The sequence below is a fragment of the Bradyrhizobium sp. YCK136 genome (assembly GCF_044570075.1).
Lineage (GTDB): Bacteria > Pseudomonadota > Alphaproteobacteria > Rhizobiales > Xanthobacteraceae > Bradyrhizobium > Bradyrhizobium diazoefficiens.
This window is the reverse complement of the sequence record NZ_CP172424.1, coordinates 4,409,925-4,428,054: the sequence shown is the minus strand read 5'-3', so window position 1 is coordinate 4,428,054 and position 18,130 is coordinate 4,409,925. Positions and strand designations below refer to the sequence as shown.

The window sequence follows — 18,130 nt, the reverse complement described above, 5'->3', positions numbered from 1 at the left end:
CGCGGCCGCCGCGGCTTCGGAGTGGAGGATGCTGGTGTTGCCTGTGTCATGTCAGTGATGTGGTCCGTTGCGGAGCAAATTCAATGCCAGGAATGAAAAGCAGAACGTACGCGTCACCACATGTTGAGCACGAGGCGGGCCTCGTCGCTCATGCGTTCGGGCGTCCACGGCGGCTCCCAGACGACCTTGACGTCGACCACGCCGACGCCGGGGACGCTGGCGACCGCATTTTCGACCATGGTCGGCAGCTCGCCGGCGGCCGGGCAGTTCGGCGTCGTCAGCGTCATCTGAACGTCGACGGAGCGGTCGTCCTTGATCTCGACCTTGTAGATCAGGCCGAGCTCGTAGATGTCGGCCGGAATCTCCGGATCGAACACGGTCTTGAGGCCCGCGATGATCTCGGTGGTCAGCCGCTCGGTTTCCTCCGGCGGCAGCGCCGACCGGGTTTCCATCGGATTGGCTTTGATTTCGGCCGTGTCACTCATGCGAACAAATCCCGCGCCTTCAAAAGCGCCTGTGCCAGATGATCGACTTCTTCCCGCGTATTATACATGCCGAACGAGGCCCGGCATGTAGCCGTCACGTTGAACCGCTCTAAAAGCGGCATCACGCAATGGGTGCCGGCGCGCACCGCGATGCCCTGGCGGTCGATCACGGTGGCGACGTCGTGGGCATGCGCGCCCTTGAGCTCGAAGGAGATCACCGGGCCCTTGCCGCGGGCGGTGCCGATCAGCCGCAGCGAGTTGATCTCGCGCAGCTTCTCCTGGGCGTAGGTGACGAGATCGTGCTCGTGCGCGGCGATGCGCTCCTTGCCGATCGAATTGACGTAGTCGATCGCGGCGCCAAGGCCGACGGCCTCGACGATCGCGGGTGTGCCGGCCTCGAACTTGTGCGGGGGATCGCCGTAGGTGACGACATCGCGCGAGACCTCGCGGATCATCTCGCCGCCGCCGTTATAGGGGCGCATCGCGACGAGATGGTCGTACTTGGCCCAGAGCACGCCGATGCCGGTCGGCCCGTAGACCTTGTGGCCGGTGAAGACGTAGAAGTCGCAGCCGAGATCCTGGACATCGACGGGCATATGCACCGCGCCCTGGCTGCCGTCGACCAGCACGGGGATGCCGCGGGCGTGGGCGATCTTCACGACGTCCTTGATCGGGACGATGGTGCCGAGCGCGTTCGACATCTGCGTGATCGCAACCAGCCTGGTCCTCGCGGTCAGGAGCTTCTCGAACTCCTCGATGAGGAAATTGCCCTCGTCGTCGACCGGCGACCATTTGATCACCGCGCCCTGTCTTTCCCTGAGGAAATGCCAGGGCACGATGTTGGAGTGGTGCTCCATGATCGAGATGACGATCTCGTCGCCCTCTTTGATGTTCGGCCCGCCCCAGGACGAGGCGACCAGGTTGATGGCCTCCGTCGCGTTGCGGGTGAAGATCACCTCTTCGGTGCGGCCGGCGTTGATGAACTGCGCGACCTTGGTGCGGCCGCCCTCATAGGCTTCGGTCGCGGCGTTGGCGAGGTAATGCAGGCCGCGATGCACGTTGGCGTATTCGCTCGTATAGGCCTGCGTCATGCGGTCGAGCACGACTTGCGGCTTCTGCGCGGAGGCGGCGTTGTCGAGATAGACCAGCGGCTTGCCGTAGACCTGCATGGCCAGCGCCGGGAAATCCTGGCGGACGCGGGCGACGTCGTAGGAGCCGTTCCTGACTGCCGGATGCGTGCTCATGACCGCCGCTCCAGCCAGCGCTCGGCAATGCCGATCACGTGCTCGCGCAAGCCGTCATCGGCGATCTGCTCGATCGCCTCGCCCACGAAGGCCTGGATCAGCAGCGCCTGGGCCTGCTTCTCGGGCAGGCCGCGCGCCTTCAGATAGAACAGCAGGCTGTCGTCCAGCGCGCCGGCGGTGGCGCCGTGGCCGCAGGAGACGTCGTCGGCAAAGATCTCGAGCTCGGGCTTGTTGTCGGCCTCGGCTTCGTCCGAGAGCAGCAGCGCCCGCGTCATCATCTTTCCGTCGGTCTTCTGCGCGTCGGGACGGACGATGATGCGGCCCTGGAACACCGAATGGGCGCGGTCGTCGATCACGGCGCGGAAGATCTCGCGGCTGACGCAATTCGGCACGGCATGGTCCACCACCAGCGTGGTGTCGCCATGCTCGGTCTTCTGCAACAGGTTCACGCCATTGATCGCGAGATCGCTGCCCTCGCCCGCCAGCGTGATGAAGCCCTGGAGGCGGCTGACGGCGGCGCCGCTGGTCATGTTGAAGAAATTGACCTTGGTGTTGGCGCCGACGGTGACGAATTGCGAGGTGATGTTCACCGCGTCAGGCGCGTCGTCCATCAGGCGGATATGCGCGACGTCGGCGTTGTCGCCGATCGTCACGACCACGGCGTCGCTGACCTGGTAGGCCTTGGCACCGGCCGCAACGAAGCTTTCGATGATGGTGGCGCGCGCGCCATTCCCGACCGCGACCTGCGAGCGGGTGAAGGCCGAAGCGGAAGCCGCGGTCGCAATATGAATGATCTGGATCGGCGCGGACAGCTGCGCGCCATCGGCAATTGACAGCACGACGCCGTCGGTCGCCAGCGCCGCGTTCAGCGCGATCACGGCGTCGGTGGACGCCGTCTTCAGGAGAGCGGCATCCTTCTCCAGCGTCTCCCGGAGCGTCTTGAAGCCTACCTCGGAGGCAAGCGCCTTGACGTCGGAAAGGTCGGCCGCGAACACGCCATCGACCAGCACCAGCTTGCGCGCGCCTTCGATCGCGTGCGCCTTCACGGCGTCCGCAGCGCGTTTCAGCGCGGCCGCATCGGGCGCAGCCGCAAGCGGCAACACCTCGCCGACCAGCGCGCGCAGGTCGGTGTATTTCCATTCCTCGATCCGGCGGTGCGGCAGGCCGAGACGCTCATAGGTCTCGAACGCCTCGCGGCGCACTGCTACGACCGCCGGCGAACCCGGCAGGCGGCCTTCGGCGCTGGCGAAGAGATCGCTCACCGCGCGGCCGTTTCCGGTCTTTGCCACAGCAACGTTCATCTCCAACAATCCTTACGCGTCCTCGAACTGGGCGTAGCCGGAATCTTCCAGCTCCAGCGCCAGCTCCTTGCCGCCGCTCTTCACGACGCGGCCCTTCGACATCACGTGCACGAAATCAGGCACGATGTAGTTCAGCAGCCGCTGATAATGGGTGATGACGACCATCGCGCGCTTGGGCGCGCGCAGCGCGTTGACGCCGTCGGCCGCAATCCGCAGCGCGTCGATGTCGAGGCCGGAATCCATCTCGTCGAGAATGCACAGGCTCGGCTCGAACAGCGCCATCTGAAGCACCTCGTTGCGCTTCTTCTCGCCGCCGGAGAAGCCGACATTGACGCCGCGCTTGAGCATGTCCTGCGGGATGTTCAGCGACTTCGAGACTTCGCGGACCTTCTTCAGGAAGTCCGGGGTCGAATATTCGCTCTCGCCGCGCGCCTTGCGCTGCGCGTTCAGCGCGGTGCGCAGGAAGGTCATGGTGGCGACGCCGGGGATTTCCACCGGATACTGGAACGCCAGGAACACGCCCTTCGCGGCGCGCTCGTCCGGGGCCATCTCCAGGAGGTCCTCGCCCTTGAACAGGATCTGGCCGCCGGTGACTTCATAACCGGGCTTGCCGGCGATGACGTGGGAGAGCGTCGACTTGCCGGAGCCGTTCGGCCCCATGATCGCGTGCACCTCGCCTTCGTTCACGGTCAGCGTCAGCCCGTGGAGGATCTCACGCTCCTCGACACGAACCTGCAGGTCTTTCACTTCAAGCAAAGCCATTTTGGTGTCCAGTCTATTCAAATGATGCATGGAGCGCCGAAGCGCACCGCGAGGGTCGGTGTTAACCGACCGACCCTTCAAGCGAGATCGAGATCAGCTTCTGCGCTTCCACCGCGAACTCCATCGGGAGCTGCTGGAGCACGTCCTTGACGAAGCCGTTGACCACGAGGCCGACGGCTTCCTCCTGGGAAAGGCCGCGCTGGATGCAGTAGAACAGCACGTCCTCGGAGATCTTCGAGGTCGTCGCTTCGTGCTCGAACGTCGCCGAGGAGTTCTTCGCCTCGATATACGGCACGGTGTGCGCGCCGCATTTGTCGCCGATCAGCAGCGAATCGCAGGCGGTGAAGTTGCGCGCGCCGGTCGCCTTGCGATGCGCGGTCACGAGCCCACGATAGGTGTTCTGCGATTTGCCCGCCGCGATGCCCTTGGAGATGATGCGGCTCGATGTGTTCTTGCCGAGATGGATCATCTTGGTGCCCGAATCGACCTGCTGGAAGCCGTTCGAGATCGCGATCGAGTAGAACTCGCCGCTGGAATTGTCGCCGCGCAGGATGCAGCTCGGATATTTCCAGGTGATGGCGGAGCCGGTCTCGACCTGGGTCCAGGAAATCTTGGAGCGGTCACCGCGGCAGTCGCCACGCTTGGTGACGAAATTGTAGATGCCGCCCTTGCCTTCCGAATTGCCGGGATACCAGTTCTGCACCGTCGAATATTTGATCTCGGCGTCGTCATGCGCGACGAGCTCGACCACGGCGGCGTGCAGCTGGTTCTCGTCGCGCTGCGGCGCGGTGCAGCCTTCGAGATAGGACACGTAGGAGCCCTTGTCCGCGATGATCAGCGTGCGCTCGAACTGGCCGGTGTTGCGCTCGTTGATGCGGAAATAGGTCGACAGCTCCATCGGGCAGCGCACGCCCGGCGGCACGTAGACAAACGAGCCGTCGGAGAACACCGCTGAGTTCAGCGTCGCGTAGAAATTGTCGGAGGTCGGAACCACCGAGCCTAGATACTTCTGCACCAGTTCGGGATGCTCGCGGATGGCCTCCGAGATCGGCATGAAGATCACGCCGGCCTTCTTCAGCTCCGCCTTGAAGGTGGTGGCAACCGAGACCGAGTCGAACACCGCATCGACCGCGATCTTGCGCCGGGCCGGGTCTTCCTCGCCCACCTTCGGCTCGACGCCTTCGAGCATGGCGACTTCCCGCAGGGGAATGCCGAGCTTCTCGTAGGTCTTCAGGATCTCCGGATCGATCTCGTCGAGCGAGGTGATCGACTTCTTCGGCTTCGGCGCCGAATAGTAATAGAGGTCCTGGAAATCGATCCTGGGATAGTCGACGCGCGCCCAGGTCGGCTCGGTCATGGTCAGCCAGCGCCGATAGGCCTCGAGCCGCCACTGGAGCATCCAGGCGGGTTCGTTCTTCTTTTCGGAGATGAACTTGACGGTCTCTTCCGACAATCCCTTGGGGGCCTTGTCGGACTCGATCAGGGTCTCAAACCCATAACGATACTGATCGACGTCGATGCGCTTCACGCGCTCGACCGTCTCTTGCACGGCTGGCATTCTATCCTCCGCTCGCGGTTTCAAGGACCGCGGTGGATCAAACTCGGACGAGTATTACGATGTTTTCTGGCCGAAAGCACGCGCTTAGAACCGTTCAAGCCGTGTTTCGTCGCTTAGTCTCTAAGTAGGGTATTACCGAGCTTTCGCCAAGCCTCTAACGCCCTATTGATGTCGTCCGGTTCTGTAGACCAGCCCAGACTGAGGCGCACCGCTCCCTGGGCCACGGCTGGATTGAATCCCATGGCGGACAGCACGTGGGACGGCTGGACCTTGCCCGAGGAACAGGCGGAGCCGGAGGAAACAGCGATGCCTTCGAGGTCGAAGCCGATCACCGCGGTTTCGGCCTTCAGGCCGGGGGCGGTGAACAGGATGGTATTTGGCAACCGCTCGGTGTCGTCAGAGAAGATCGTCGCTCCAGCGATCGCCCGGATGCCATTTTCCAAGCGATCTCTGAGGCTTGCCATCCGCTTTGCATCCTCCGGAAAAGCCTGAAGCGCGACCTTCACGGCCGAGCCGAAGCCGGCAATGCCCGCGACATTCTCGGTTCCCGCGCGCCGGTTCAGCTCCTGCCCGCCGCCGCGCAGCACCGGCTCCAGGCCCGCAAGCCCTTCGGCCACGACCAGCGCCCCGATGCCCTTGGGGCCACCGATCTTGTGTGCAGAAAAGGTCGCAAGGTCCGCGCCTACCGCGTTAATATTGAACGGAATTTTGCCCAGCGCCTGGATCGCGTCGACATGCAGGAGGCCCCCGGCCTCGTGAACGATCCGGGCGGCTTCCGCAACCGGCTGGAGCGCGCCGGTCTCGTTGTTGGCCGCCATGATCGAGACCAGCGCCGGCGGGCCGTCCTTCAGCAGCGCCCTGAGGTGGTCGAGATCGACCACGCCGGCGCGGGTCACCTTGATATGACCGACCTTGTCCGCCGGGAACCGGCCACCCGCCAGCACCGAGGCATGCTCAACGGCGGAGACCAGAAGCCGCTCGACCGGGCCGCCGGATGGCCCCCGCAGACCGGGCGACAGCGCCAGCGCATTGGCCTCGGTTCCAGCGGAGGTGAAGACGACGTTCCGCGGCAACGCCCCCACCGCCGCGGCAAGCGTGGCGCGGGCGTCCTCGACCAGCCGCCGGGCCTGCCGCCCCTCGGCATGAACCGAGGACGGATTGCCGATCAAGTCGAAGGCAGCGACCATCGCCGCCCGCGCCTCGGGGCGCAGCGGCGTGGTCGCATTCCAGTCGAGATAGACGCGGCTTGGCATGGCGCCCTCTTAGCACCTTTTATCAACGCGCCAATCGCGAGCCGTCGCAGATCAGGCCGGCTCGCGCAATCCCGGCCGCGGAACGGGACTCGATTCGCAGTCCGAACAGCGGCCGCAGCCAGGCGATCCGGCGCGCGATCTCGTAGCTGATCAAACACGTGAGCGCGGTACCGGCAATCACGATCACGGCCTCGCTTCCGGCTGACAGCCCGCTGTCCCGCAGCGCGTGCGCAATCACGATAATCGCGGTCTGATGTACGATGTAATAGGGAAAGATCGCATCGGTCAGATAGCGGCGCACGGGGCTGTCGGCCGTCAAATGGCGTCGGGCAAAGCCGAGCACCGCCGCCATCGCCAGCCATTGGTGGCAGCCATAGACCGAGCCGGCGAACCAGCTCAGCATCGGCGACCGCGGGAACAAGCCGGCATAAACGAGGGCGAAGGCGGCGAAGCAGGCGGCTGCAAGCGTCAGCGCCACCCACCGTTGCCGCTCGATGTCGCGCCAGATGCTGTTCTCGCGCGCGAGCAGGAAGCCGATCAGAAACGCGGTCGCATAGTCTGCGTGATTGTACCAATCGCCGAACAGCGCATGGGTCGACGGGAAGATTGGCGAGAGAAACAGCCGCCAAGCTGCAAACAGCAGGCACGGCAGCAACAGCAGCCATGGTCCGGCGAGCGCGGCCGCCACCCTCTCGCCGATCCAATCCGCGGCTGCCGGCCACAACGCCAGCACGCCGACCAAGACCATGGTGTAGATCCAGAGATAGACCACGAACCAGAGATGGTTCCAGGTCGGCTGTACGATGCAGGGGTTCGGACAGAATTGCGAGCTGAACGCGAGGTAGTGCCGGATGTAAAAATCGACGAAGCCTCCTGGATAGCCGAGGCTCTCGACGATCTGGAGGTAGGATTGCGGCGGCACGATCACGAGCATGCCGAAGATCAGCGGGATCAAAAGCCGCGCCGACCGCGCGCGGGCGAAGGCGGCGAGCCGGTACTTTCCCAGCATGAAGCGGCTGGCGACCCCGGAGACCAGGAACAGCAACGACAGCCGCCAGGGATTGAGGAACAACATTACGGGCTCGAGCCAGGTCAGCCGATGCACGCTCTTGATGTGAAATCCCCACGACACGTAGAGCATGCCGACGTGGTAGAAGATCAACAGCCCGAAGGCTAAAATCCGCACCCAATCCAGATCGATGCGCCGTTCCGAGATCGAAATTTGCTGCGGTGTTGACATGGTGTTCTGCTCCTTCACGGGACGACAAACGCGGTTTTCGGGCCATGGCTGACGGCCAAAATGCCCCCGAAACGAAGCGCGTCGAGACGGTTTGGGATCAGGACCGGGCGCGCGGGGACGAGGCGTCGGCGCCCGGGACAAGCGGTTGGCGCGGCGGGATCAGCGGCGGCGATTGGACGATTTTCGGTGCGATCGCGGCCGTCGCGTTCGCCATCGGAATCGTCAATGCACTCTCCGGCGCGCAGGACGCCGCCTGGCGCGGCGACAGCTATGACATTGGCCGGCGACTGTTCTGGGAACTGTCGAGCATCATCGTCATCCTGCTGCTGGTGCCGATCCTGGTGCTGGCCGTCCGGCGCATGCGCCAGCCACGGGGGCTGGCGATACGCATCGGAATCGCTGCGGTCGCCCTGCTCGGCTTCTCGGCCCTCCACATCACCGGAATGGTCTGGGTCCGGAAGCTCGCGCTCTGGCTCGCGGGAAGCGCCTACGACTTCCATTTCTCGCTCGCGGTGATCCTGTACGAGTTCCGCAAGGATGCCGTGACCGCTTCGCTGCTCGGAGCAACACTCTGGCTGATCGAAAGCCGACGAGAGCTGAGGAAGGCCGCGCGCGCGGCGATGTTTATGCCTGCCGCTCCACTGGAGCAGCCGCCCCCCGGTTTGATCTGGCTCCGGGACGGCGCCAGCCGTATTCGCGTCGCACCGCGCGACATCCTGTGGGTCGCCTCCGCCGGCAATTACATCGAATACAGCCTCGCCGACGGCACCCGGCGCCTGATCCGCGGCACGCTCGCCGCGACCGAAAACGACCTCGCCCGCTTCGCCATCGTGCGCGTTCACCGGACAAGGCTCGCCAATCTCGACCGGGTGCGTGGCGTGGAGTTCAAGCCGTCAGGGGATTTAGAGCTCACCTTCGACACCGGGCAGACGCTGGGAGGCAGCCGCCGCTACCGGCCCGCGGTCGCCTCGCTCGGAGACCGCACCGCCTTGTGTGAATCGCCTCCGAAGGCGCCCGACAGCCGATAAACAATCGTGATTCCAATTGGTTGTCGGCGCAATGGCGCTCCTCGTCATCACCTTGTTCGATCCCGACCGCTGTTGGCGTGACATGCGGACGACAGGTTAAGCTCTTGAGCCCATTGCGATATGTCGAAGATGCTTGCTTTTTGACCCACGCCTCATGTTAGAACGCGCGCGTCAGTTCACCGCGCGCCGCTCGCGCATCATCCGAGGGCGCCACCGCTTCCTTCCATTCGCGCTTTCGTCGGCATCGCTGTCGATGAGGCCACAATCGGTTGATTGCCAAGGACCGCTTCTCCACGGAATCAACCAAGAGATCATCGATGCCTGAAGTTATTTTCGCCGGCCCCGCCGGCCGTCTCGAAGGCCGCTACCACCCGGCCAAGCAGAAGAACGCGCCGATCGCGATGATCCTGCATCCGCATCCGCAGTTTCACGGCACGATGAACCATCAGATCGTGTACCAGTGCTACTACGCCTTCGCGCACCGCGGCTTTTCGGTGCTGCGCTTCAATTTCCGCGGCGTCGGCCGCAGCCAGGGCTCGTTCGACCACGGCACCGGCGAATTGTCGGATGCGGCGGCAGCGCTCGACTGGGCGCAGACCATCAACCCCGAAGCGCGTGCCTGCTGGGTCGCCGGCTTCTCCTTCGGCGCCTGGATCGGCATGCAGCTCCTGATGCGCCGTCCCGAGGTCGAGGGCTTCATCTCGATCGCGCCGCCCGCCAACCTCTACGACTTCTCCTTCCTCGCGCCCTGCCCGTCCTCGGGCCTGATCGTGCATGGCGAGAAGGACGCGGTGGTGCCGCCCAAGGACGTCAACACGCTGGTCGAGAAACTGAAGACGCAGAAGGGCATCGTGATCGACCAGCAGGTCATCCCCGGCGCCAACCATTTCTTCGACGCCAAGCTCGAGCCGCTGATGGAAACCATCACGGCCTATCTGGACATGCGTCTGGCGAACGTGCGCTGAGGCCCCAAATGGGCTCGTTCGTCGCCTTGCTGCGTGCCGTGAATGTCGGCGGCACCGGCAAGCTGGCGATGAGCGAGCTCAAGGCGATGTGTGAGGATCTCGGCTTTGCCGCCGTGCGCACCTATATCGCCAGCGGCAACGTCGTCTTCACCAGCCGCAAATCAGAAGCTGCGATCAAGAGCGCACTCGAACAGCGCCTCCATGCCTACGCCGGTGCGCCGGTTGGCGTGCTTGTGCGCAGCGCCGCCGAAATGGCGCAAGTCGCGACCGACAATCCCTTTCCGAAAGCCGCGCCCAACCGCACGGTTGCGATCTTCCTCGACAAGGCTCCGCCCGCGGATGCGCTGTCCGGGATTCGCGGCCAGAAGAACGAGGAGCTGCGCCTCGGCCGCCGCGAGATCTACGTCCACTATGGCGACGGCATGGGGACATCGAAGCTCGTCATCCCCGCCGCGAAAACCGGCACCGCGCGTAACATGAATACGATCGCGACGCTGGCCAGGATGGCCGCGGAGCTCTAGGCCAGCTTCAGCGCGGCGATCCCTGTCAGCACCAGCACGATACCGGCGATCTTCATTGCACTCAGGGTCTCGCCGAACAGCACCACGCCCATGACGAAGGTGCCGGCAGCACCAATACCGGTCCAGACCGAATAGGCGACGCCGACCTCGAGCACCTTCAGCGCGCGTCCGAGCAGGAACACGAAGGCCGCGAGCAGCGCGAGCGACGCGATGCTCCAGCCCGGCCGCGTGTAGCCTTCCGCATATTTCATCGAGATCGCCCAGCCGACATCGAGCACGCCGGCGATCACCAGCATGAGCCAGGCCAATGATGGTGACATCGGTGCGGGCTCAGGCCGCGAGCTTGAGCAGGTGCGCGTCGTGGCGCACGAGGAAGGCGCGGAGCAATTGCGGATAGTCCGCTCCGACCGCGCTCCGCACGCTCGGACGCTTCGCCAGCTCAGCTCGCCACGCCCGGACCTTCGGCACATCCGTGAAGATGCCATGCTCGGTCAGCTCATCGAACAGATCGAAATAGCGGAAGACGGGTGCGAACACGGCATCGACAAGGCTGAACGCCTCGCCCGCAAAATACGGACCAGCGCCGAGCGCAGCTTCGACACGCGCGAACTTGGCCGCCAGCGCCTGACGCTTGCTCTCGAACGTCGCGGGATCGGTCGTCGTCTCCAGCCCCCAGAGATCGCCAAGGATCGCCGAACCGAACTCCATCCAGGCGCGGTGCTCGGCACGGCTCAGCGCATCCGCCGGATGCAGCTTCGCGCCCGCTTGCGTCTCCTCGATGTATTCGCAGATCACGTTGCTCTCGAACAGCGCGACCTCGCCCTTGTCGGTCGTCACCACCAGCACCGGCACCTTGCCGAGCGGCGACAGCTTGAGAAACCAGTCGGGCTTGTTGGCGAGATCGATGTCGACGCGCTCGAACGGCACGCCCTTCTCTTTGAGCGCGATCACCGCGCGCTGCACATAGGGGCAAAGCTTGTGGCTGATCAGTTTGAGCGAAGCGGTCATGGCCAATCCCGGCGGTTGGATGCAACTGCACCCATAATAGATGCATTTGCATCTATCCGTCAAGATCCATGCACTTGCATTAACCGACCTTGTTTTTAAGGCCTGGACCTCAGGGCCGCGCGATCACCCCGCCCGTCATCGGCATCGGCACGCCCGTGGTAGCCGGATAGGACAGCGGCAGGCCCTTCAGCCCACGCGCGGCGAGGAAGCCGAACGCTTGGGCCTCGATGGCGTCGGAGGCCCATCCGAGGGCCTCGGCGGCCTCGACGGTGGCCGACCCCACCCGCTCCCGCAACATCCGCAGCATGGTGAGGTTGCGGGCGCCGCCGCCGCAGACGATCCAGCTTCGCGGCCGCCGCGGCAGCAGCGGAATGATGCGGGCGATGGCGGCCGCGGTGAAAGCTGTCAGCGTCGCGGCGCCGTCGGCCGGCGGCACGTCGCCAAGTTTCAGCGCGGCAAAATCGTTACGGTCGAGCGATTTTGGCGGCGGCAGCGCGAAGAACGGTAATTCCAGCGCCCGCGCGATCCAGGCCTCATCCGCCTTGCCGAGCGCGGCGAACTTGCCCTCCGTGTCGAACGCCTGGTTCATGGTGCGGTACATGAAATCGTCGAGCAGCGCGTTGCCGGGCCCGGTATCGCAGGCGATCAACGTGTCGTTGCCGTCGATATAGGTGATGTTGGAGACGCCGCCGATATTGACCACGACGATCGGCCCTTCGCGCTCGAGCGATTGCGCCAGCGCCCGGTGGTAGACCGGCACGAAGGGCGCGCCCTGCCCGCCGGCCTCGACGTCGGCGGCGCGGAAGTCGTGCATCACGGGGATATGGATCGCCCTGGCCAGCGCCGGCGCGTCGCCGATCTGCACCGTCAGCCGCTTCTCGGGCCGATGCAGCACGGTCTGGCCGTGAAAGCCGACGATGTCGATGTCCTCCGGCCTCATCCGGTTCTGGGCCACGAAGGCGGCGACGGCTTCGGCATGCGCCTGCGTCACTGCGCGTTCGGCCTCGGCCAGTATCCCCGGCCGGGCATCGCGCCGCGTCAGGTGCACGGCCTCGCTCAGCGCCTGGCGCAGCAGGTTGCGCTCGACCGGGCTGTAGGGCCGGTAGCCGGACGGACCGAACGCCTTCACCTGCTTTCCGTCGGTTTCGATCAGCGCGACATCGACCCCGTCCAGCGAGGTGCCGCTCATCAAACCGAGTGCCGTCAACATCATGGATCAGCGTCCTCAATACCCCCCTCTGGCATGCCGATCTTGTGCCAGAGGGACACATCTTATAATGCCACAGCGCCAAGTGGCGGGCAGCAATCGAGTTCCCACGGAAGACCGTTAAATTGCTCCCGAAACAGTAAACCAAGAATTGTCAGGCACGCCGACAGATGACTGCATTTAAATCGGATTTCCTCAATATCCTGCAGGAACGTGGTTTCATCCATCAATGCTCCGATTTCGAGGGGCTGGACGCGCTCGCCGCCAAGGGCGAGGCCACCGCCTATGTCGGCTACGATTGCACCGCCCGCTCGCTGCATATCGGCAACTACCTGACCATGATGATGCTGCACTGGCTCCAGCAGTCCGGCAACAAGCCGATCACCCTGATGGGCGGCGGCACCACCATGGTCGGCGATCCCTCCGGCAAGGACGAGACGCGTGCGATGCGCACCGTCGCCGAGATCGAGGCCAACAAGGAATCGATCCGCGGCGTGTTCGCAAAGGTGCTGCGTTACGGCGACGGCAAGAGCGACGCCATCATGCTCGACAATGCGGAGTGGCTGACCAAGCTGAACTGGATCGAGATGCTGCGCGACGTCGGCCGGCACTTTTCGGTCAACCGCATGCTCACCATGGACTCCGTGCGGCTGCGCCTCGAGCGCGAGCAGGAGATGAGCTTCATCGAATTCAACTACATGGTCTGCCAGGCCTACGACTTCGTCGAGCTCGCCAAGCGCACCGGCTGCAAATTGCAGATGGGCGGCTCGGACCAGTGGGGCAACATCATCATGGGCGTCGACCTCGGCCGCCGCATGGGCACGCACCAGCTGTTCGCGCTGACGACGCCGCTGCTGACGACGGCCTCCGGCGCCAAGATGGGCAAGACCGCGCAAGGCGCGGTGTGGCTCAACGCCGACCAATTCTCGCCGTACGATTTCTGGCAGTACTGGCGCAACACCGAGGACGCCGACGTCGGCAAATTCCTGAAGCTGTTCACGACGCTGCCGATGAGCGAGATCGGCAAGCTCGAGGCGCTCGGCGGCTCGGAGATCAACGAGGCCAAGAAGGTGCTCGCCACCGAGGCGACCGCGCTCTTGCACGGCCGTGACGCAGCGAATGAGGCGGCTGAGACCGCGCGCCGCACCTTCGAGGAAGGCGCGCTCGCCGAAAGTCTTCCAACGGTGGAAATTCCGCGCGGCGAGCTCGACGCCGGCTTCGGCGTGCTCAACGCCTTCGTCAAGGCGGGCCTCGTTACGTCCAACGGTGAGGCGCGGCGCCAGATCAAGGGCGGCGGCCTGCGCGTCAACGACGAGCCCGTCACCGACGAGAAGATGGCGCTCTCGGCGGCCCATCTGACGCCTGAGGGCGTGATCAAGCTGTCGTTCGGCAAGAAGAAGCACATCCTCATCAAGCCTGCATAGGCGTATGAGCTTTTCGCTGCTTGTCAGAGCGCGCCGAAGCGCGCTCCCTGACCGGCAATGGATCAGAAGACGCCCAGGGAATCGCGCAAGGATGGCGTCGCGGCGGCGCCGGAAGGCGCCGTACGCATCGCACTCACCGTGCTTGCACTCTGCTTCACGCTTGCCGTTCTCGGCCGCGGGCTCGGCGACAGCTTTACGGTATTCCTGAAGCCGATCTCGGAAAGCTTTGGCTGGGACCGCGCACAGATCGTCTCGGTCTATTCGCTCACATGGCTCGCCAGCGGCCTCACCGCCCCCTTCGTCGGACGGCTGTTCGACCATTCCGGGCCGCGCATCGTCTATGCGCTCGGACTATCGCTGCTCGGCGCGGCATTCCTGATTGCGGCGCACGCACAGCACCTGTGGCAGTTCCAGCTCTCGATCGGCCTCTGCGTCGGCATCGGCGTCGCCTTCATCGGCATCGTGCCGAACTCGATCCTGCTCGGCCGCTGGTTCGGGCCGCGCCTGCCGACCGCGATGTCGGTGGTGTATTCGGCCATGGGCGGCGGCGTGCTGGCGCTGCTGCCGGCCTCGCAGCTGCTGATCGATCACATCGGCTGGCGCGACACCTACCAGCTGTTCGGCTTCGCAGCATTGGGCCTGCTGGTGCCGCTGCTGCTGCTGCCGTGGCGGCTGTTCGCCACGGGCTCGCCGCATGTGGTGAAGAGGACCGATCCTGACTTCATCGACAACGGCTGGACGCTTCTCGGCGCGATGCGCCATCACGCCTTCTGGGCGCTGTTCTCGACCTTCTTCTTCACCGCCGTCGGCATGTACGCGATCGCCGCGCAGATCGTGGCCTATCTGATCGACGCAGGCTTCCCGCCGCTCCAGGCCGCGACGGCCTGGGGCTTCTCCGGCGTCGTGCTTGTGTTCGGCATGTTGGGGGTCTCCGCGCTCGACGGCCTGATCGGGCGCAGGCCTTCCGTGCTGTTGAGTTACGCGATCTCGATCCTCGGCATCGCCCTGCTCTGGCTGCTGCAATACGTCCCCAACATCCTGGTGCTCAGCGGATTCGTCGTCTGCTTCGGCAGCATGATGGGCTCGCGCGGCCCGCTGATCAGTGCGACCGCGATGCGGATCTTTCAGGGCAAGCGGGTCGGCACGATCTACGGCACCATCTCGATCGGCAGCGGATTGGGCTCGGCGTTCGGCTCCTGGAGCGGCGGCCTGATCCACGACGCGACCCACGGCTATAACGCATTGCTCGCCTTCGCACTTGCGAGCGTGGTGCTCGGGATGATTCCATTCCTGGTTGTCCCCGCCTTGCGGCGGTAGGTGTGTCCGAGGTAACCTGCACCCCTCCGCGCCACCGGGAAATTACGGGCTCGCGCGACATGGCCACCCGCGAATAATCCGAACTCGCCGGGCTCAATTGCCGGTCTGCGGTGTTTTGTCCAACATGACGAAAAAGTAAGCGTGGATTAGGCGCGTACGGCTTGCAGGGTGGAACCGAATGCGATTCAAGTCGCTTGGGAATTGGATGGAAGGGCGCAAATCATGAACTTCAACTATCTCTCTCGCTATCAACCGGCTCTGCTGAGCCTGTTTCGTTTCATCACCGGACTGCTGCTGTTCCAGTACGGCATCGCAAAACTGTTCAAGTTTCCGGCGCTTCCCTACTTCGCCGACATTCCGCCGCTGATCTACGCGGCCGGCACGCTTGAACTGGTGCTCGGCGCGGCCCTGATGCTCGGCCTGTTCACGCGGATCACGGCGTTCATCCTGTCGGGCGAAATGGCCTTCGCCTACTTCATGGGCCACATGCTCAAGACCGGCTCGCCGGTGTTCCTGCCGCTGCTCAATGGCGGCACCGCCGCGATCCTGTTCTGCTTCGCCTGCCTCTATCTCTCGGCAGCCGGGGGCGGCTCGATCAGCGTCGATGCCGTCATGGGCAAGGAGAGCGACGCATCCGGCGAGGCCTACGCCCGGCGCTGACGCGCCCGCGGATCAATCCGCAAGCAGGACGGCACCCGCAGATCTGCCGGTGCCGTCCTAGCGCGCTCCCAGCACGTTCCAGATGAGAACGAGGGCCGCGACGAGCAGCACGGACATGATGATGCGATGAACGAATCGATTCATTGCAGGTCCTGCCAGGCTCCGTAGCCACCAAAGTCCAAGATCGATTTTTTCCAGCGCATGAACCGGTGCCTCCCGGCGCGTGGCGGTTTGCCTGCACGGTTGCGCACAAGCCTGCGAATGCCGTTCCGCGCGGCAGGCCGCCGCATGCCTCCATTCATGATTGGTAAGAACTTCATGCTACCGATGCGAGCAATAATAACCATTCCGTAGAGGCTGCGATGAAGCTGCTGAGTCATCTGAAGATCCGCACCAAGCTGGCCAGCATGGTCTGCCTCGCGGCGCTCACTGTCACGGCCATCATCGGCGTATCGACCGTCCTCAGCAAGAGCCGCATGATGGAGGACCGCGTCCAGCAGATGCGGACCGCGGTGGAGCTCCTCTACAACTACGCGCAATCGCTCCAGGAAGAGGTGACCGCCGGCAAGCTGACGCAGGCCGAGGCCAAGGCCCTGTTCCACCAGCGCGGCCGTCGCATGAGCTTCAATGGCGGCCAGGGCTATCCGGTGGTCTACAATCAGGACACGTCCCTGATGGTGAACGGCGCCAATCAGCAGCTCGAAGGCAAGATCACGGGCGCCAAGGACTCCAATGGCGTGCTGATCGCCGACGCCATCCTCAAGGCTGCCGACCAGGCCGCGCCGGGCGGCGTGACCTCCTATCTCTATCCCCGCCCCGGCCAGACCGAGCCGGTCCGCAAGACCGTGTTCGCGCGCAAGTTCGCGCCCTGGAACGTGACCATCAGCTACGGCCTTTATGTCGACGACATCGACGCCGACGTGCGTGCCTTGACGCTGGAGCTAGCCGTCATCGGCGTCGGCCTGATGCTGCTGATGGCGACACTGTCCTGGCTGATCGCCCGCGACGTGCTCGGCGCGCTCGACCGCCAGAAGAACCGCATGCAGGCGATTTCCGAAGGCGCCATCGACAAGCCGGTCGAGGAGACCGGCCGCGGCGACGAGATCGGCAGCATGGCCGAGACGCTCGAAGTGCTCAGGCAGACCGCACTCACGGCGCGCAACCTCGAGGCCGAGCAGGTCGCCGCCAAGACCCGCAACGAGCAGGAGAAGCGCGACGCCCTGATCGCGCTTGCCGACCGCTTCGATGCGTCCGTCGGCCAGCTCGTCGGCCTGATGGCCTCGGGCTCCGGCGAGCTCGAGACCACCGCCAAGTCGATGTCGTCCACCGCCGAAGGCACCAACCGCCGCGCCGCATTGGTCGGCTCGGCCGCCACCGAAGCCAGCCAGCGCGTCCAGACCGTCGCGGCCGCCGCCGAGGAGCTCTCCTCCTCGATCACCGAGATCAGCCGCCAGGTCGCGCAATCGGCCGAGGTCACCGGCCGCGCCGTGGACAACGCCCGCCGCACCGACAGCATCGTCCGCGCACTCTCGGACGGTGCCCAGCAGATCGAGCACGTCGCCGAGCTGATCTCCAGCATCGCGGCGCAGACCAATCTGCTCGCGCTCAACGCCACCATCGAGGCCGCGCGCGCCGGTGAAGCCGGCCGCGGCTTCGCCGTCGTCGCCTCCGAGGTGAAGTCGCTCGCAAGCCAGACCGCCGAGGCCACCCGCGAGATCGGCGACAAGATCGCCCAGATCCAGGGCGCGACCAAGGAAGCCGTGGACGCCATCGGCGGCATCACCGCCACCATCGAGGAAGTCAGCCGGATCGCCACCTCGATCGGCGCGGCCATCGAGGAGCAAGGCGCCGCCACCGCCGAGATCGCGCGCAGCGTCTCGCAGACCGCGGAGGCCACCAAGGAGGTCACCACCAATATCGGCGGCGTCAGCACCGCGGCGAACGAAACCGGCAACGCCGCCGGCATGGTGCTCGCGGCAGCCAGCAGCCTCTCCAAGCAGGCCGAGCAGCTCTCGGGCGAAGTCGGCACCTTCCTGGCAGGCGTGCGCGCGGCGTAAGCGGCTCGTTACCCTCTCCCGCATGCGGGAGAGGTCGGCATAGGCGGCCTTGGCCGCCGTTCTCGAAAAACGCCGATGCTTCGCATCGGCTACGGCGCCG

Annotated in this window: 18 protein-coding genes; 7 read left to right on the top strand and 11 right to left on the bottom strand. The window is 64.8% G+C overall.

The window, feature by feature from the left end:
- Positions 1-113: 113 nt before the first annotated feature.
- The 7 genes from ACFLEY_RS21165 to ACFLEY_RS21135 form a co-directional block, all read right to left on the bottom strand.
- On the bottom strand, positions 114-485 hold the full coding sequence (locus tag ACFLEY_RS21165) for an SUF system Fe-S cluster assembly protein (protein ID WP_011087115.1): 372 nt from the start codon (positions 483-485) through the stop codon (positions 114-116).
- Positions 482-1,729 carry a cysteine desulfurase gene (locus ACFLEY_RS21160; RefSeq protein ID WP_060911850.1) on the bottom strand — a complete coding sequence of 416 codons (1,248 nt, stop codon included), beginning with the start codon at positions 1,727-1,729 and terminating at the stop codon, positions 482-484. The genes ACFLEY_RS21165 and ACFLEY_RS21160 overlap by 4 nt, the downstream gene beginning before the upstream one ends.
- Positions 1,726-3,030 (bottom strand): Fe-S cluster assembly protein SufD, encoded by a 1,305-nt coding sequence (sufD, locus tag ACFLEY_RS21155; protein WP_060913078.1) that lies wholly within the window; start codon positions 3,028-3,030, stop codon positions 1,726-1,728. The genes ACFLEY_RS21160 and sufD overlap by 4 nt, the downstream gene beginning before the upstream one ends.
- A 12-nt stretch (positions 3,031-3,042) precedes the next feature.
- A complete protein-coding gene (sufC, locus tag ACFLEY_RS21150; protein ID WP_028171266.1) occupies positions 3,043-3,792 on the bottom strand; it encodes a Fe-S cluster assembly ATPase SufC in 750 nt (249 codons plus the stop codon).
- 61 nt (positions 3,793-3,853) lie between these two features.
- Positions 3,854-5,350, bottom strand: a complete 1,497-nt coding sequence (gene sufB, locus ACFLEY_RS21145) for a Fe-S cluster assembly protein SufB (RefSeq protein ID WP_060911849.1) — start codon at positions 5,348-5,350, stop codon at positions 3,854-3,856.
- A gap of 113 nt (positions 5,351-5,463) precedes the next feature.
- On the bottom strand, positions 5,464-6,603 hold the full coding sequence (locus tag ACFLEY_RS21140; RefSeq protein ID WP_396604748.1) for a cysteine desulfurase family protein: 1,140 nt from the start codon (positions 6,601-6,603) through the stop codon (positions 5,464-5,466).
- A 22-nt stretch (positions 6,604-6,625) separates the two neighbouring features.
- A complete protein-coding gene (locus tag ACFLEY_RS21135; RefSeq protein ID WP_060913076.1) occupies positions 6,626-7,843 on the bottom strand; it encodes an acyltransferase family protein in 1,218 nt (405 codons plus the stop codon).
- 44 nt (positions 7,844-7,887) lie between these two features.
- On the opposite strand from ACFLEY_RS21135, the gene ACFLEY_RS21130 reads away from it, so the two are divergent.
- The 3 genes from ACFLEY_RS21130 (at position 7,888) to ACFLEY_RS21120 (ending at position 10,357) form a co-directional block, all read left to right on the top strand.
- A complete protein-coding gene (locus ACFLEY_RS21130; RefSeq protein ID WP_171901268.1) occupies positions 7,888-8,871 on the top strand; it encodes a LytTR family DNA-binding domain-containing protein in 984 nt (327 codons plus the stop codon).
- A 317-nt stretch (positions 8,872-9,188) separates the two neighbouring features.
- Complete coding sequence (locus tag ACFLEY_RS21125; protein WP_008143006.1) at positions 9,189-9,836, top strand: alpha/beta hydrolase; 648 nt, start codon at positions 9,189-9,191, stop codon at positions 9,834-9,836.
- A gap of 8 nt (positions 9,837-9,844) precedes the next feature.
- Positions 9,845-10,357 carry a DUF1697 domain-containing protein gene (locus ACFLEY_RS21120; protein ID WP_028171262.1) on the top strand — a complete coding sequence of 171 codons (513 nt, stop codon included), beginning with the start codon at positions 9,845-9,847 and terminating at the stop codon, positions 10,355-10,357.
- Here ACFLEY_RS21120 and ACFLEY_RS21115 read toward each other — a convergent pair.
- The 3 genes from ACFLEY_RS21115 to ACFLEY_RS21105 all read right to left on the bottom strand — a co-directional run bounded on the left by ACFLEY_RS21115 (position 10,354) and on the right by ACFLEY_RS21105 (position 12,578).
- Positions 10,354-10,677 (bottom strand): multidrug efflux SMR transporter, encoded by a 324-nt coding sequence (locus ACFLEY_RS21115; protein ID WP_011087106.1) that lies wholly within the window; start codon positions 10,675-10,677, stop codon positions 10,354-10,356. The two genes, ACFLEY_RS21120 and ACFLEY_RS21115, sit on opposite strands and share 4 nt — an antisense overlap.
- Positions 10,678-10,687: 10 nt before the next feature.
- Positions 10,688-11,365 (bottom strand): glutathione S-transferase family protein, encoded by a 678-nt coding sequence (locus ACFLEY_RS21110; RefSeq protein WP_011087105.1) that lies wholly within the window; start codon positions 11,363-11,365, stop codon positions 10,688-10,690.
- Between the two features lie 109 nt (positions 11,366-11,474).
- On the bottom strand, positions 11,475-12,578 hold the full coding sequence (locus ACFLEY_RS21105; RefSeq protein WP_060911847.1) for an anhydro-N-acetylmuramic acid kinase: 1,104 nt from the start codon (positions 12,576-12,578) through the stop codon (positions 11,475-11,477).
- A 164-nt stretch (positions 12,579-12,742) separates the two neighbouring features.
- On the opposite strand from ACFLEY_RS21105, the gene tyrS reads away from it, so the two are divergent.
- The 3 genes from tyrS to ACFLEY_RS21090 all read left to right on the top strand — a co-directional run bounded on the left by tyrS (position 12,743) and on the right by ACFLEY_RS21090 (position 15,973).
- Positions 12,743-13,996 carry a tyrosine--tRNA ligase gene (tyrS, locus tag ACFLEY_RS21100; RefSeq protein WP_028171259.1) on the top strand — a complete coding sequence of 418 codons (1,254 nt, stop codon included), beginning with the start codon at positions 12,743-12,745 and terminating at the stop codon, positions 13,994-13,996.
- Between the two features lie 57 nt (positions 13,997-14,053).
- A complete protein-coding gene (locus ACFLEY_RS21095; RefSeq protein WP_060911846.1) occupies positions 14,054-15,313 on the top strand; it encodes an MFS transporter in 1,260 nt (419 codons plus the stop codon).
- Positions 15,314-15,535: 222 nt separating this feature from the next.
- Positions 15,536-15,973 (top strand): DoxX family protein, encoded by a 438-nt coding sequence (locus ACFLEY_RS21090; RefSeq protein ID WP_038967103.1) that lies wholly within the window; start codon positions 15,536-15,538, stop codon positions 15,971-15,973.
- A 140-nt stretch (positions 15,974-16,113) separates the two neighbouring features.
- Here the strand turns inward: ACFLEY_RS21090 and ACFLEY_RS21085 are convergent, their stop codons facing one another.
- Positions 16,114-16,353 (bottom strand): hypothetical protein, encoded by a 240-nt coding sequence (locus tag ACFLEY_RS21085; protein ID WP_129557569.1) that lies wholly within the window; start codon positions 16,351-16,353, stop codon positions 16,114-16,116.
- Between ACFLEY_RS21085 and ACFLEY_RS21080 the strand changes: the two genes are divergently transcribed.
- Positions 16,336-18,030 (top strand): methyl-accepting chemotaxis protein, encoded by a 1,695-nt coding sequence (locus tag ACFLEY_RS21080; protein ID WP_396604747.1) that lies wholly within the window; start codon positions 16,336-16,338, stop codon positions 18,028-18,030. The genes ACFLEY_RS21085 and ACFLEY_RS21080 overlap by 18 nt on opposite strands.
- Positions 18,031-18,130 lie beyond the last annotated feature (100 nt).